This is a genomic window from Mycetocola sp. Y791 (assembly GCF_059445325.1).
The window spans coordinates 39,687-55,243 of the sequence record NZ_JCAIUC010000002.1 but is presented as its reverse complement, the minus strand read 5'-3'; the positions used below and the strand labels follow the sequence as shown (position 1 = coordinate 55,243).

General features: G+C 66.1%; 14 protein-coding genes. 13 read left to right on the top strand and 1 reads right to left on the bottom strand.

Annotation, left to right across the window (positions count from 1 at the left end; all coding sequences use genetic code 11):
- Positions 1 to 3: 3 nt before the first annotated feature.
- The 13 genes from dmpG (at position 4) to AC1C2N_RS05030 (ending at position 13,959) form a co-directional block, all read left to right on the top strand.
- Complete coding sequence (gene dmpG / locus AC1C2N_RS05090; protein ID WP_495433125.1) at positions 4 to 1,035, top strand: 4-hydroxy-2-oxovalerate aldolase; 1,032 nt, start codon at positions 4 to 6, stop codon at positions 1,033 to 1,035.
- A gap of 2 nt (positions 1,036 to 1,037) precedes the next feature.
- On the top strand, positions 1,038 to 1,838 hold the full coding sequence (locus tag AC1C2N_RS05085) for an HpcH/HpaI aldolase family protein (RefSeq protein WP_495433124.1): 801 nt from the start codon (positions 1,038 to 1,040) through the stop codon (positions 1,836 to 1,838).
- Complete coding sequence (locus tag AC1C2N_RS05080) at positions 1,835 to 3,157, top strand: MFS transporter (RefSeq protein WP_483406650.1); 1,323 nt, start codon at positions 1,835 to 1,837, stop codon at positions 3,155 to 3,157. The genes AC1C2N_RS05085 and AC1C2N_RS05080 overlap by 4 nt, the downstream gene beginning before the upstream one ends.
- A gap of 161 nt (positions 3,158 to 3,318) precedes the next feature.
- On the top strand, positions 3,319 to 4,155 hold the full coding sequence (ppk2, locus tag AC1C2N_RS05075; protein WP_495433122.1) for a polyphosphate kinase 2: 837 nt from the start codon (positions 3,319 to 3,321) through the stop codon (positions 4,153 to 4,155).
- Between the two features lie 178 nt (positions 4,156 to 4,333).
- Positions 4,334 to 5,527, top strand: coding sequence for a thiolase family protein (locus AC1C2N_RS05070; protein ID WP_495433121.1), 1,194 nt, complete (start codon positions 4,334 to 4,336; stop codon positions 5,525 to 5,527).
- Between the two features lie 138 nt (positions 5,528 to 5,665).
- Positions 5,666 to 6,430, top strand: a complete 765-nt coding sequence (locus tag AC1C2N_RS05065; protein ID WP_495433120.1) for an SDR family NAD(P)-dependent oxidoreductase — start codon at positions 5,666 to 5,668, stop codon at positions 6,428 to 6,430.
- A 157-nt stretch (positions 6,431 to 6,587) separates the two neighbouring features.
- The gene (locus AC1C2N_RS05060; protein ID WP_495433119.1) at positions 6,588 to 7,361 is read left to right on the top strand and encodes an enoyl-CoA hydratase/isomerase family protein; all 774 of its coding nucleotides are present in this window, start codon (positions 6,588 to 6,590) and stop codon (positions 7,359 to 7,361) included.
- A 193-nt stretch (positions 7,362 to 7,554) separates the two neighbouring features.
- Complete coding sequence (locus tag AC1C2N_RS05055; protein ID WP_495433118.1) at positions 7,555 to 8,382, top strand: SDR family oxidoreductase; 828 nt, start codon at positions 7,555 to 7,557, stop codon at positions 8,380 to 8,382.
- Between the two features lie 158 nt (positions 8,383 to 8,540).
- Positions 8,541 to 9,575: an enoyl-CoA hydratase/isomerase family protein gene (locus tag AC1C2N_RS05050; RefSeq protein ID WP_495433117.1), complete on the top strand. Its 1,035-nt coding sequence runs from the start codon at positions 8,541 to 8,543 to the stop codon at positions 9,573 to 9,575.
- Between the two features lie 104 nt (positions 9,576 to 9,679).
- On the top strand, positions 9,680 to 10,348 hold the full coding sequence (locus tag AC1C2N_RS05045; RefSeq protein ID WP_495433116.1) for a GntR family transcriptional regulator: 669 nt from the start codon (positions 9,680 to 9,682) through the stop codon (positions 10,346 to 10,348).
- Complete coding sequence (locus tag AC1C2N_RS05040) at positions 10,345 to 11,868, top strand: MmgE/PrpD family protein (RefSeq protein WP_495433115.1); 1,524 nt, start codon at positions 10,345 to 10,347, stop codon at positions 11,866 to 11,868. The genes AC1C2N_RS05045 and AC1C2N_RS05040 overlap by 4 nt, the downstream gene beginning before the upstream one ends.
- A complete protein-coding gene (gene prpB, locus AC1C2N_RS05035) occupies positions 11,869 to 12,768 on the top strand; it encodes a methylisocitrate lyase (protein WP_495433114.1) in 900 nt (299 codons plus the stop codon).
- A gap of 81 nt (positions 12,769 to 12,849) precedes the next feature.
- Positions 12,850 to 13,959 carry a bifunctional 2-methylcitrate synthase/citrate synthase gene (locus AC1C2N_RS05030; protein WP_495433112.1) on the top strand — a complete coding sequence of 370 codons (1,110 nt, stop codon included), beginning with the start codon at positions 12,850 to 12,852 and terminating at the stop codon, positions 13,957 to 13,959.
- 79 nt (positions 13,960 to 14,038) lie between these two features.
- Here the strand turns inward: AC1C2N_RS05030 and AC1C2N_RS05025 are convergent, their stop codons facing one another.
- Positions 14,039 to 15,418: an FAD-binding oxidoreductase gene (locus AC1C2N_RS05025; protein ID WP_483406660.1), complete on the bottom strand. Its 1,380-nt coding sequence runs from the start codon at positions 15,416 to 15,418 to the stop codon at positions 14,039 to 14,041.
- Positions 15,419 to 15,557 lie beyond the last annotated feature (139 nt).

The following is a 15,557-nucleotide window of genomic DNA, read 5'->3' as shown; positions in this document are numbered from 1 at the left end:
GCCATGACCGATTCACTCGTCCCGGACAAGCTCTTCATCTCAGACGTCACCCTTCGTGACGGCAGCCACGCGGTCCGCCACCAGTACACGGTGCAGAACGTCCGCGATATCGTCTCGGCACTGGATGCCGCTGGCGTCGACAGCGTCGAAGTTGCTCACGGCGACGGCCTCAACGGGTCGAGCGTTGCCTTCGGGTTCTCGCGCCACTCCGATGTCGAACTGATCGAAGCGGCGGCAGAGACGGCATCCAATATCGCCATCGCCACGCTCCTGCTTCCGGGTGTCGGCACCATCTCCGACCTGAAGCGAGCGGCATCCGCTGGCGTCAGCTACGTGCGCGTTGCCACCCACTGCACTGAGGCGGATACTTCGGCGCAGCACATCGGCACGGCTCGCGAGCTTGGCCTTAACACGACGGGCTTTCTCATGATGAGCGCGCTGACAACGCCGTCAGAGCTCGGCGCGCAGGCGAAGCTCATGGAGAGCTATGGTGCCCAGTGCATCTATGTCGTCGATTCTTCCGGCGCCCAGACGATGGACGACGTGACCGACCGTGTGAACGCCCTCCGCGACGTCCTGGAGCCGGACACCGAGATCGGTATCCACGCTCACCACAACCTGTCGCTCGGCGTCGCCAACTCGATTGCCGCGGTCAAGGCCGGAGCAAACCGGGTCGACGCGAGCCTCACCGGAATGGGCGCTGGTGCGGGAAACGCACCGCTCGAGGTCTTCATCGCCGTCGCTGACAAGCTCGGCTGGAACCACGGTACCGATGTCATGGCGCTGATGAACGCCGCAGACGACATCGTCCGGCCCCTCCAGGTCCGCCCGGTGCAGGTGGACCGTGAGACTCTGGGGCTCGGGTACGCGAACGTTTATTCCTCCTTCCTGCTGCACGCCGAGACGGCATCGGCCAAGTACGGTATCCCCACCATCGAAATCCTGCTCGAACTCGGCCGCCGCAAGATGGTCGGCGGGCAGGAAGACATGATCGTCGACGTCGCCCTCGACCTGCTCAAGCAGAAGGCCGCCTAGCCATGTCATACGGCTCGCCGCCTCAGACATCGGGGGGTGGTTCCGGGACGCTTCGCGCGCGACTCAGGGAGACGAGCGTCGTCGGCACCTTTCAGGTCATCGCGAGCGCAACGGTCACCGAGGTCCTCGCGGCGACGGGTGCCGGTGTCATTGTCGCTGACGCCGAGCATGCCGCACTGAACCCGTCTGGCCTGGAGGAGCTCGTCCGCGCGGGCGATGCGCATGGAACCCCCGTTCTCATCCGCGTACCAGGAGTCGGCGCTGACCACAGCCGCGCGCTCGACACGGGTGCAGCGGGAATTGTCGTTCCCCGGGTCGAGAGCGCGGATGACGCCCGTGCGATCGTTCGTGCCACCCGGTTTCCGCCGCTTGGCGCGCGGGGGCTCGGCCCAGCCCGGGCCACAATGTTCGGTCTCGACCTCGTCACCCACCGCGACCGCGCGAACGACGACCTCCTCGTCGTTGTGATGATCGAAACACGTGCCGGGCTCGCCGCGCTCGACGAGATCGTGTCGGTCGACGGTATCGACGTGATCATGGTCGGCCCGGCCGACCTCGCGTCGAGCCTGGGCGCGCCGATCGGCAGCGAGGAGCACTCGGATGCCGTCTCGCGGATCCTGCAGGCAGCCCTTTCCGCTGGGCGCCAGACCGCCATCCACTGTGCGGATGCCGACGAAGCCGCGCGATTCCGGGACCGCGGAGTGCGCCTGCTGCTCATCGGCACAGATGTTTCCTTCCTCGCCGGCAACGCGTCGGCGACTTTTCACGCAGTACCCTTCAACGATGAAAGGCCAGAACTATGACGACCATTGCGGAGAACCCGGCCCCGCTTGACAGATCCGAGTTGATCGACGGACCGACCAGGAGGCGCGCGCTCTTCGGCAGCGCGGTCGGCAGCGCCGTCGAGTGGTACGACTACTTCCTCTACGGCACCATGTCCGCACTCGTCTTCGGGCCTCTCTTTTTCCCGTCGGATGACCCAGTGGCGAGCCAGATGCTCGCTCTCGCGTCTTTCGCGCTTGCGTTTCTGATCCGCCCGATCGGCGGCATCCTGTTCAGCCACATCGGCGACCGGATCGGCCGGAAGAAGACGCTGGTCATCACGCTGACCATCATGGGTGTTGCCACAGTCGCCATCGGCCTCATGCCGACGTTCGACATGATCGGAATGTGGGCACCGATTCTGCTCACGGTGCTCCGGCTGCTGCAGGGCCTCGCCCTCGGCGGTGAGTGGGGTGGCGGACTCCTCATGGCGGTCGAGTACGCCCCACGAAACAAGCGCGGACTCTACGGCGCAGTGCCGCAGACCGGTGCACTGTTCGGTCTGGCGCTCGGAAACCTCGCGGCATCCGCAACCAGTTCGATCTTCAGTAACGAAGATTTCCTCGCTTTCGGCTGGCGCATTCCGTTCCTGTTCTCGATTGTTCTCGTCGCCATTGGACTCTGGATCCGTCACAGCGTCGCCGAGACGCCGTCGTTCAAGAACGTGGTCGCGACCAACACAACGGCTAAGGTGCCACTGCTCACGACGCTGCGTCACCACTGGCGGGCCGTGCTCATCACGATCGGTGCGAAGTTCATCGAGACCTCGACGTTCTTCATCTTTGCGACGTTCACCGTGTCGTATGCCGTTGGCCTCGGCTATGAGCGCAGTGAAGCGCTCAACGCCGTTCTGATTGCGGCCGTCGTCGCCATCCCGGTGATGCTCGGCGTCGGCAGCCTGTCAGACCGTCTTGGCCGCAAGAAGATGTTCATCATCGGCTCGGTTCTCGTGATGATCTACATCGTCCCGTACTTCTGGCTGGTCAACCAGGGCTCGTTCCTCCTTCTCACCCTCGCGGTGGTTGTCGGTTTCAGCTTCATCTGGTCGATGTACGGCGCGGTGCTCGGCACCTTCTTCGCCGAGAGCTACACGGCCGATGTGCGCTACACGGGTGTCTCACTGGGCTACCAGATCGGTGCGGCGCTCGTCGGCGGACCTGCGCCCCTCATCGCGACGGCCCTGCTCGCAGGCTTCGGCGGGAGTTACGTCCCGATCGGCATGTTCATCATGGCGTGCGCCGTGGTTTCGATCATCGCCGTCGGAGTGTCGAAGGACCGCTCCGGGCAGCCGCTCGACTGAGTCCGCTTGTGCAGTGAGGTGCCCCTGCCCGCGCATGTGCGGGCAGGGGCCTTTGCATGCGACCGCACCCGCACCCTCACTCGCCGCGCGCCAGAGATCAGGCAGACCCTATGATCGTGCGATCGGTGTTGAAAGTCAGTGGTGTAGCGAAAAGGACAACCATGTCGAAGTCGAAAAAGTCGGGTGCCATCAAACGCGTCTCCAAGCCGCTTTACGAGCAAGAACTTGAGCGGTTGCAAGCCGAACTGGTGAGCATGCAGCAATGGATCATCGAGACCGGGGCTCGTGTCCTGGTCATCTTCGAGGGCCGGGACGCCGCCGGTAAAGGTGGCGCGATCAAACGAATCGTTCAGTACCTCAATCCCCGCTCGGCACGGGTCGTCGCGCTTCCGACGCCGAGTGAACGCGAGAAGGGGCAATGGTACTTTCAGCGGTACATCGAGCACCTGCCGACCACCGGGGAAATCGTCCTGATGGATCGCTCCTGGTACAACCGCGCCGGGGTTGAACGGGTCATGGGGTACTGCACCGAGGAGCAGTACCACCGCTTTCTCGAGCAGGTCCCCCAGGTGGAAAAGATGCTGATTGACGACGGAATCATTCTCGTGAAGTACTGGTTTTCCGTCTCGGACACCATTCAGGAAGAACGGTTTCGCTCGCGTCTGGAAGATCCGATGCGCCGGTGGAAGCTCTCCGACACTGACCTCTTTTCGATCACCCGGTGGGAAGACTACTCGCGAGCCAAGGACGATATGTTCGCGGCGACTGACCACTACTCCGCGCCGTGGTGGACCATTGAGAGCGACGACAAGCGCGCTGCACGCCTCAACTCCATCAAACATCTCCTGGATCAAATCCCGTACGAACGTCGTGAGCCGGAGAAGGTGACCATCCCCGAGCGCCCGGTCGCTGCCTCGTACGAACGACCCTCCCGCGATCAAACCAACTTCGTCACTGACCACGCGAAAAGCCTGAAGCAGAAGAAAAGCCTCAAATAGAACAGGTAGTTCGCGTTCGGTCAGGCACGGCGGGCAGGCGACACCGCATCTCCAACGACTGGCGCGAACGAGCTCTCACCGCGCTTACTCTCGAGAAGCCGGGCCCTCGTGCGGTGGTCCGGCAGGAGGCATCCGTCGTACGCTCGAAGGGCACGTTCGCCGATCGGAGAAGATCCCCATGTCACGAGCAGTTCTTGTCGATGTTGTTCGCACCGCGTCCGGGCGCGGGAAGCACGGGGGAGGCCTTAGCGGAATCCACCCGGTCGATCTGCTTGCCCAGACACTGCAGCGCCTCGTCGAGCGTGTCGACCTCGACCCGGCGCTCATCGACGACGTCATCGCAGGCTGTGTGACCCAGGCCGGTCGGCAGTCAACGAACGTCGCCAGGAACGCTGTGCTCGCCGCGGGATTCCCCGAGACGGTACCGGGCACCACCGTCGACAGGCAATGTGGCTCGAGCCAGCAGGCCGCCCAGTTCGCGGCGCAGGCGGTTATCGCCGGAACAAGCGACATCGTCATCGCGTGCGGTGTCGAGCAGATGAGCCAGCAGCCGATCGGCTACTCGACCCTGGGCGAGGACTACCTCGGACCCATGGTCGCCCACCGCTACCCGGAGGGCCTGGTGTCGCAGGGCATCGCCGCCGAACTCATCGCCGCCCGCTGGAACATCAGCCGCGCCGAACTCGACGCGTTCGCCGCGCGGTCCCACGACCGCGCGACGGCCGCCCTCGATCGGGGCCTGTTCAGCTCCGAGGTCGTCCCGATCACCCTCGTGGCGCTCGACGGATCCACAACGACCTTCGGCGTCGACGAAACGGTCCGCCGCAGTACGACGGCGGATGCCCTGGCGCAGCTCCCGCCCGCATTCCACACGGATGCCGTTGCCGAACGATTCCCGGAGATCGGCTGGAGCATCACGGCGGGCAACTCGTCGCCGCTTACCGATGGAGCATCCGCGGCACTGATCATGAGCGAGGAGAAGGCCGAACAGCTCGGGCTCACTCCCCGCGCACGGTTCGTCGGGTTCACGGCGGTCGGCAGTGATCCGCTCGAGATGCTCACCGGAATCATCCCAGCGACCCGTCGCATCCTCGACCGCACAGGGATCGCCCTCGATGACATCGACGTGTTCGAGGTCAACGAGGCGTTCGCGTCCGTGCCGATCGCCTGGCAGCGCGAGTTCGACGTCGACGAGTCGAAGCTCAACCCCTGGGGCGGAGCGATCGCACTCGGCCACCCGCTCGGCGCGTCAGGCACCCGGATCCTCGCGACCCTCGTCAACGCGCTGCAGACCGGCGACGGCCGATACGGGCTTCAGGTGATGTGCGAGGGCGGCGGCATGGCGAACGCCACGATCATCGAGCGGTTGTAGCCGCGGCGAGAGTTGTGGACTCAGCACAACGGCGTCGCTCCTGCGCCCGGCGACAGCCACCTGCCACGACAAGCCAGCCACCGCGGTTGACGGCGCACCCCTAGGCTGCACGTGACTCGTTCTCTGGAGGATCAAGCAATGAAGCTCGACGGAATTTCCGCACTCATCACCGGTGGTGCATCAGGTCTCGGCAACGCAACAGCGACCAGGCTCGCGGCGCTCGGCGTTGCCGTCGTCATCGTTGATTTGCCCGGTTCGAACGGTGCGGATGCCGCGTCGCGGCTGGGCGAGAATGCCCGGTTCGTCGCCGCCGACGTGACGAACGAAGACCAGGTGCAGGCGGCCGTTGATGCAGCCACCGCCCTCGCCCCGCTCGGCATCGTCGTGAACTGCGCGGGGGTCGCTACCCCCGGCAAGGTGCTCGGTCGCGACGGGACTCTCCCCCTCGCGACCTTCAACACGGTGATCCAGATCAACCTCGTCGGTACGTTCAACGTCGTTCGGCTCGCCGCTGCTGCGATGTCTCAGAACGCACCGGACGAGAGCAGAGGCCGCGGACTCATCGTGAACACGGCATCCGTCGCTGCCTTCGACGGGCAGATCGGCCAGCCGGCCTACGCCGCGTCGAAGGGGGCTGTGCACGCGATGACGCTGCCGCTTGCCAGGGAACTGGCGAGGTACGGCATCCGTGTGAACACGATCGCGCCAGGAATCATGGAGACGCCGATGCTGATGGGCCTGCCGCAGGAAGCCCAGGACTCGCTCGGCACCCAGGTCCCGTTCCCGTCGCGCCTCGGCCGCCCCGACGAGTACGCCGCGCTCGTTCAGCACCTCGCCGAAAACGACTACCTCAACGGCGAGACCATCCGGCTCGACGGAGCGATCCGGATGGCGCCGAAGTAGGCGCACCCCGCCGGACCCCGCCGAGAACACTACTTCCGGTCGAGAACATCCCGCGCAACTGATGTTCTCGACCGCAACGGATGATCTCGCCCAGACACATCTCTCCCAGGCACACCTCGCCCCAGACACCGACAGACCTCACAACGAAAGTGATCGCATGACAGACAGCATCCTTCTCACCGTCGACGACGGGCTCGCCCACGTCACGCTCAACCGTCCGGCCCGGCTCAACGCCGTCAACGAGGACGCTGCGCGCGCCTGGCGTGACATCGCCCAGCAGGTCGCTGACCGCGACGACATCGGCGCAGTGCTCCTCGACGCCGCAGGACCCGCGTTCTGCGCCGGCGGCGACGTTGCGGAGATGAGCGCGCTCGGTGGCGACACCGGCTCAACCATCGGCAGCATCGCCGACATCATCCACGAGGGGCACCGGATCTTCACCACGACACCGAAGCCGATGGTCGCGGCAGTTCACGGCGCCGTCGCCGGTGGGGGCCTCGGTTTCATGCTCGTCGCCGACTACATTGTCGCCGCGGAGTCGTCGAAGTTCGTCTCGAAATACGCCGATATCGGCCTCACCCCAGATTGCGGCGTCTCCACGCTCCTGCCAGAGGCAATCGGCGTGCGCCGTGCCCTCCAGCTCGCCCTCAGCAGCAAACTGCTGACCGCGGCCGAAGCCCTCGACTGGGGACTCGTCGCCGAAGTGGTTGCCGACGGCGAGACGGATGCCCGTGCGCGCGAAGTCGCAAGCGTCTGGCTTTCGGGCGCTACCGCGGCGTTCGGGCAGGCAAAGCGCCTGCTGCGCGACGGTGCCTTCCGCGACTTCCAGTCCAACCTCGACGACGAGTCACGCACCATCAACGCTGCGGCAGCCACCGACGAGGCCCGTGCGCGGATCGCCGCGTTCGCTGCCCGCTCGGCCCGCCGATAGCATCCGCCCGCCCGCGCGCCGTCGGCGCGCGCGCTCGTGTCCCGCCCGGCGAAAGCATCAGTTCCGGTCGAGAACATCCCGCGCAACTGATGCTCTCGACCGGAATTGATGCGCTCGGCACGACAGGCCCCGCCACCCCGCGACCCAGCCAAACGGCATCCACCCCGTCTCCCCTCAGAACGAAAGTGACCCCATGACCGCACCACTCGCCGGAAAGACCCTCCTCATGTCGGGCGGAAGCCGCGGCATCGGCCTCGCCATCGCCCTCCGCGCTGCTCGCGACGGCGCCAACATCACGCTGCTCGCCAAGACCGACACTCCAGACCCGCGCCTCGAGGGCACCATCCACACTGCGGCGGATGCCATCCGCGAGGCCGGTGGGCGAGCGCTCGCCGTCGTCGGCGACGTGCGCGACGATGCCTCGATCGCCGATGCTGTCGCGCAAACGGTCGATACCTTCGGTGGCATCGACATCGTCGTCAACAACGCGAGCGTGATCAGCCTGGCCCGCACGCTCGAGCTCGAGCCCAAGCGCTTCGACCTCATGCAGGACGTCAACATGCGCGGCACTTTCATGCTCTCCCGCGCGGCGATCCCGTACCTCAAGGACGCACCGAACGCCCACATCCTGTCGCTCAGCCCGCCGATCAACCTCGACCCGAAGTGGCTCGGCGCGCACACCGGATACACCCTCGCGAAGTACGGCATGTCGATGGCGACCCTCGGTTTCGCAGCCGAATTCGCCGGCGACGGCATCGCCGCCAACACGCTCTGGCCGCGCACGACGATCAAGACGGCCGCGGTCGGCAACATCCTCGGTGGTGAGGCGCTCCTCGCGAAGAGCCGCACCCCGGAGATCTACGCGGATGCCGCGTACGAGGTGCTGACGAAGCCGTCACGTGAGTACACCGGCCAGTCCCTGATCGTGGAGGACGTGCTGATCGCCGCCGGTGTCACCGACTTCGCGCAGTACTCGCCGGGAGTCGACGAGAAAGACCTGTTCCCCGACATCTTCCTGTAGGGCGCGGCTCGACCCCGGCGAGAGCATCACTTCCGGTCGAGAACATCGCGCGGAACCGATGTTCTCGACCGGAACTGATGCGTTCGGGCACCACCGCCCCCGCACCGCGTGTACTCGGGCCCGAGCGCCATACCCTTGATCGACGGAAGGAGCCAGCATTGGACGACCTCGACACGCGCGTGGCCAACGGCATCGGCCGCATCACCCTCAACCGGCCTCAGGTGCTCAACGCCCTGACCCACGAGATGATTCGCGGTATCGCCGACGCGCTCGAACGCTGGCGGTCCGATCCCGAGGTCGCGATGGTGCTCATCGATGGCGCTGGCGACCGCGGCCTCTGCGCCGGCGGCGACATCCGCGGCCTTCGCCAGCACGCCCTCGACGGACGCAACGACCTCTCCCGCCGGTTCTGGCGCGACGAGTACGAGCTCTGCGCCACGATCGACGAGTATCCCAAGCCATACATCGCCCTCATGACCGGCATCACCATGGGCGGGGGCGTCGGCGTCTCCGCGCACGGCAGCATCCGGATCGTCACCGAATCCAGCCGCGTGGCCATGCCCGAAACGCGCATCGGCTTCAGCCCGGACGTCGGCGGCACCTGGCTGCTCGCGCACGCCCCGGGTGAACTCGGCACCTACCTCGGCCTCAACGGCCAGACGATGAGTGGTGCGGATGCTATCGCTTGCGGGTTCGCGGACTATTACGTGCCATCCGACCGGCTGCCCCGGCTCATAGAGGCCCTCGGTGACCAGGCGGGCTCCGGCTCGCCCTCCGACGTGGCTCTCCGCTTCTCGGAGGAACCGCCGACGTCGACGCTTGAGGCCGAGCGCGAGTGGATCGACCGGTGTTATTCGGCGGACTCGGTTGCCGAGATCCTCGATCGGTTGCGCGCGGAACCCGGGCCTGAAGCCGCTGATGCGGCCGGTGAGCTGGACGCGCTCTCGCCGATGGCACTCACCGTCGCACTCGCCGCTCTCCGCCGGGCTCGTGAACTCGGCTCCCTTCGGGAGGCTCTCGCGCAGGAATACCGCACCTCGGCGTGGCTCGCTGAGCAGCCGGACCTCGCGGAAGGCATCCGGGCACAGGTGGTCGACAAGGATCGCTCACCGAAGTGGCTGCCATCCAGGCTGGCCGCTGTTCCGCCATCCCTCGCGGCTACGGCGCTCGGGCACCGTCCCCCTCGGCATTGAGCCATTTCCTCATCGGTATACCGAAGGGCGTAAAGCAACCGCCAACCGGGCGAAATCTCCCCCTTCTGTATACCCGCAGCGCGGCATCCGCGTATACTGGGCCTGTGCGAGCGAGCGATAAGGCCTACGACGTCCTCAAGGAGGACATCCTGTCGTGGAAGCTCCGCCCTGGCACTGTCCTCGGTGAGACCGAGCAATCCGAGCGATTGGGCATCTCCAGGACTCCGCTGCGCGAGGCGATCACCCGGCTCGCCGCCGAGGGGCTCGTCGACACCCAGCGTGGCCGCGCCGGCGTCGTCACCGATGTCTCAGCAGCCAACCTCGCCGAACTCTTCGAGCTTCGAGAGGCGCTCGAAACCCAGGCAGCCCGACTCGCTGCCCGCCGCCGCAGCGCGACGGTCTTTGAAGCACTTCGCGTCGATTTCGAGAACGCGCGCGCCACAGTCGCTGAGGACACGGCGGGCTACTACGCCGTCGTGGCGCGGCTCGACACGGCCATCGACGACGCTATGGCGAACCGGTTTCTCCTGTCATCGCTCAGGGGCCTTCGCGGTCACCTCGCCCGCGCCCGCCGGCTCGCGCAGGACAACCCCGACAGGCTCACCGAGAGCATCGGCGAACACCTGCTCATCGTGCAGGCCATCCTCGACCGCGACGAAATCCTTGCCGCGCAGGCCACAGCCGTGCACCTGCGCAAGAGCCTCACCAACCTGCTTGACACCGCCGCGCTGAATGCCGGCGCCCCCGAGTCTTCGATGAAAGGAACACTATGAAGACCCACCACCTGCGCGTCCACACGAGCGAAGAGAACCTCTCCCGCGAGGGCCAGCTCGCCTGGGCTCTCGCCGAGCTTGCCGCCGACCCGGTCGAGGTCACCGAAGAGGTCACCGACATGATCATCAACCGGATGATCGACAACGCCGCTGTCGCCGCGGCGTCGCTCACCCGCGGCCCCGTCGTCGCCGCCAGGTCACAGGCGCTCGCGCACCCCGTCACCACGGGAGGAAACGGGTCGACGGTGTTCGGTCCGGATGCCGCGCGTCGCGTCAGCCCGGAATGGGCGGCGTGGGCAAACGGCGTCGCCGTGCGCGAACTCGACTACCACGACACGTTCCTCGCTGCCGAGTACTCGCACCCCGGTGACAACATCCCACCGCTCGTCGCCGTCGCCCAGCACGTCGGCGCGACCGGCCACGACCTCGTCCGAGGAATCGCGACCGGCTACGAGATCCAGATCGATCTCGTCAAGGCGATCAGCCTGCACGCCCACAAGATCGACCACGTCGCTCACCTCGGCCCATCGGCAGCCGCTGGCATCGGCACGATGCTCGGACTCGACGTCGAAACCATCTTCCAGGCCATCGGCCAGGCGCTGCACACCACAACGGCAACCCGCCAGTCCCGCAAGGGCCAGATCTCCACCTGGAAAGCGCACGCTCCGGCGTTCGCGGGAAAGATGGCCGTCGAAGCCGTTGACCGTGCGATGCGCGGCCAGACCTCGCCCGAACCCATCTACGAGGGCGAAGACGGTGTCGTCGCGTGGATGCTCGACGGACCGAACGCGTCATACGATGTACCGCTCCCCGAGGCAGGCGAAGCCAAGCGCGCCATCCTCGACAGCTACACGAAGGAGCACTCCGCCGAGTACCAGGCCCAGGCCTGGATCGACCTCGCGCGGAAACTGCACAACGAGCACCCTGAACTGCTCGTTCCCGGCGCCATCGACCGCGTCGTCCTCCATACCTCGCACCACACGCACTACGTCATCGGCTCAGGCGCGAACGACCCGCAGAAGTACGACCCGACGGCGTCGCGTGAGACCCTCGACCACTCCATCCCGTATATCTTCACCGTCGCGCTGCAGGACGGCCGCTGGCACCACGTCGACTCCTACTCTCCCGAGCGGGCAGCACGACCGGACACCGTTGAGCTGTGGAATCGGGTGAGCACGGAGGAAGACGCCGAGTGGACGCGCCGCTACCACTCCATCGACCCCGCTGAGAAGGCCTTCGGCGGGCGCGTCGAGATCACCCTCACCGATGGAACCACGATCGTCGACGAGATCGCCGTCGCCGATGCGCACCCGCTCGGCGCCCGGCCGTTCGTGCGCGAGGACTACATCGCCAAGTTCCGCATGCTGGCGGAGCCTGTGCTCGAGCCCGAAGAGATCGAGCGCTTCCTCACCACAGTTCAGCGCCTGCCTGAACTCAGCGCTGACGAACTCGGCGGGTTGACCATCCAGGCGGCATCCGGTGTTCTCGCCGGAGTTGAATCACCGAAGGGACTGTTCTAAATGCTGTACGCCAAGACCACACCGGAGGAAAAGCGCCGGATCTTCCGTGACCGCCTCGCCACCGGTGAACTGCTCCGTTTCCCCGGGGCGTTCAACCCGCTCTCCGCGCGGCTGATCGAGCAGAAGGGCTTCGACGGCGTCTACATCTCCGGCGCTGTCCTGAGCGCTGACCTCGGCCTGCCCGACATCGGCCTGACCACCCTCACCGAGGTGGCCGGCCGTGCGAAGCAGATCGCCCGGATGACCGAACTGCCCGCACTCGTCGACGCCGACACCGGCTTCGGCGAGCCGATGAACGTCGCCCGCACCATCCAGGAACTCGAGGATGCCGGCCTGGCCGGCATGCACATCGAGGACCAGGTCAACCCGAAGCGCTGCGGTCACCTCGATGGCAAGCAGGTCGTCGATGAGTCGACAGCGCTCAAGCGGATTCGCTCGGCCGCCGATGCACGTCGTGACGACAACTTCCTCATCATGGCGCGCACCGACATCCGTGCCGTTGATGGACTGGATGCCGCGATCGACCGGGCGAAGAAACTCGTCGACGCCGGCGCGGACGCCATCTTCCCCGAGGCCATGCGTGACCTCACTGAGTTCGAGGCGGTCCGCAAAGCCGTCGATGTGCCGATCCTTGCCAACATGACCGAGTTCGGCAAGAGCGAGCTCTTCACGAGCGCGCAGCTCGCCGATGTTGGAATCAACATCGTGATCTGGCCCGTGTCGCTCCTCCGCACCGCGATGGGCGCAGCGGGCCGCGCGCTCGACACGCTCAACAACGAGGGCAGCCTCAGCTCGAAGCTCGGCGAGATGCAGCACCGCGCCGATCTCTACGAACTCGTCGACTACGAGGGCTACAACCAGTTCGACACCTCGGTGTTCAACTTCACCGTTGAACGGTAGGGTTCCTCGGACCAGCGGTGCGGCATCCCCGACCGCTGGTCCGCCCAGACTTTCGCACCACCCCACGCAAAGGAGCACGGCATGACAGACACCGACATCAAGAAGGGCCTCGCCGGAGTCGTTGTCGACTACACGGCTGTGTCCAAGGTCAACCCTGAGACCAACTCGTTGCTGTACCGCGGCTACCCGGTGCAGGAACTTGCCGCGAACTGCAGCTTCGAGCAGGTTGCCTACTTGCTCTGGCACGGTGAGCTGCCGACGGATGCCGAACTCAAGGAATTCGAGGATGTCGAGCGTGGGCAGCGTGCTCTCGACGACAGCGTGAAGGCCGTCGTCGACCTGCTGCCGATGACAGCTCACCCGATGGACGTGCTGCGTACCGCGGTTTCGGCCATCGGAGCCACTGACCCGGATGCCGACGTCGCCACCGAGGAATCCAGCCTCAACAAGGCGGCCCGGCTGTACGCGCAGGTCCCGGCCATCGTGGCGTATGACCAGCGTCGCCGCCGCGGTGAAGACCTCATCCCGCCGCGCGACGACCTCGGCTACTCGGCGAACTTCCTCTACATGACGTTCGGCGAGGTGCCGGCGGATGCCGTTGTCGACGCGTTCAACGTGTCGATGATCCTCTACGCCGAGCACTCGTTCAACGCCTCGACGTTCACCGCGCGCGTGATCACGTCGACCCTGGGTGACCTGTACTCCGCGGTCGTCGGCGGCATCGGCGCGCTCAAGGGCGCACTGCACGGCGGCGCAAACGAAGCAGTGATGCACACCTTCGACGAGATCGGCACCGCAGATCAGGCCGAGGCGTGGCTCGAAGAGGCGCTCGCCTCCAAGCGCAAGATTATGGGCTTCGGCCACCGCGTGTACAAGAACGGTGACTCACGGGTGCCGACGATGAAGGCCGCGCTCGACACGCTTGCCGAGTACTACGACCGCCACGACATGGTCGAGTTGTACGACGCGCTCAACGACGCAATGACGAGCCGCAAGAACATCAAGCCGAACCTCGACTATCCGTCCGGTCCTGCTTACCACCTGATGGGCTTCGACACTCTGACCTTCACTCCGCTGTTCGTGGCGGCGCGCGTTGTGGGCTGGACGGCACACATCATGGAGCAGGCGGCGTCGAACGCGTTGATCCGGCCGCTGTCGGAGTACAACGGCCCCGACGAGCGCCACCTGTAGGCGGACCACGCGAGTTGCTGGGTTTGCACGGGTTGAGCGCGCCCTAACCCGTGCAAAACCAGCAACTCGAGGTGCGCGGTCAGGCCTGCGGCACCGGCTCCACCGGCCCAAAGGCGAACAGGCCATCGGGGTCGTAGGTCTTCCGAGCCCGGGCCAGCCGCTCGAACGTCTCGGGCGGCCACGCCTGGGCGAAGTGCTCAGGGGTCTCGACGTACGGCGAGAAGTTGATGTTCGTCTCCGGTGAGATCCACCGCGCCGCACGCTCGAGGAACGCGTTCGCAACCACGGGCATCCGTTCGAAGAGTGGCGGCACGACACCGATCAGTGTCAAGGTAAACGCACTGTTGCGACCACCGACCGCCGAACCGCCCTCAACGTCGTTCTGGGTCGCTGCGCCCAGCTGGCGGATCTCAACCGAGACGAAGGGCGAGTCGGCGTCCGGTCCGAAGCTCGCGAGGAGTTCGGTCACGAAGTCCTGGTCGATGGGCTTCAGCAGGACACCGAGGTCCCACAGGGGACTCGGGTCATCGGGGTCGGCGTGGATGGCGCCCATCGCCGTCGTGGGAATCTCGGCGACGCCGTCGACGTAGACCGGTGCCGCCTGACGGAGTGGCTGCAGGAGCTGGGCCCCGACCTCGGCGTCGCCCGGGTAGGCGAATCGCAAAGCCAGAACGAACCGGCCGCGGAAGGGTTCGGGGATTTCCTCGATCGGCGGCATCGACAACAGTGCGACCGAACTCGTCACGTCATCGGGAGCGGTCGCGGTCCAGTCCACCCACGCCCGGAGAGCAGTCTCGGCGTCGGGCGTGTCAAAGAAGAGGCTGCCGGCGTAGAGACTCACGAGCGGCACGAGTTCGAGCCGCATCTCGGTGACGACGCCGAGGCCGCCCTTGCCGCCGCGTAATGCCCAGAACAGCTCGGGGTTTTCCGCGGTTGTCGCGACCGCCACTGTGCCGTCCGCGACGACCACCCGGAACCCGCGGACCCAGTCCGCACTGAACCCGTGGCTTCGGGCGAGTGGACCGAGTCCTCCGCCGAGGGTGTACCCGACGGCGCCGACGTGTGGTGACGAGCCGGTGACCGGGGCGAGTCCGTACGGCGCGGCCGCGTCGATGACGGCACTCCACCTCGCCCCCGCCCCGATCGTCGCGATGCGTTCGTCCGAGTCGATCGACACCGCGTCGAGGCGGGAGGTGAGAATCAACAGACCCGACGTGATCGGCTTCCACGCGCCGTGACCCGTCGACTGCACGCTGACCGGGAGGTTGTGCTCGGCGGCGAACCGCACGGCGGTGGAAACGTCGGCCTCATCGGCCACGAGTACGGCGAGCTCTGGCTCGTGCACGATAAGGGTGTTCTGGGCGGCTACGTGTTCGGCCATCCCGGCGTCGCCGCGCTCGAAGACCTCACCGGTCACGGCAGCGCGGAGGGCCGAGACGTCGCTTGTCGAAAATGTCATGCGCGAACTCTACGCAGGCGTCCCGGTGTGCCGCCAGCCCGAAATCAGCCACAGTCCGGCCGCCACAGGACAAACCAGAACAAGCACCGGGCCGGGCCAGGCGGGGCTCGGAATGCCGGCGTGTCGGTGCCCGTCACGT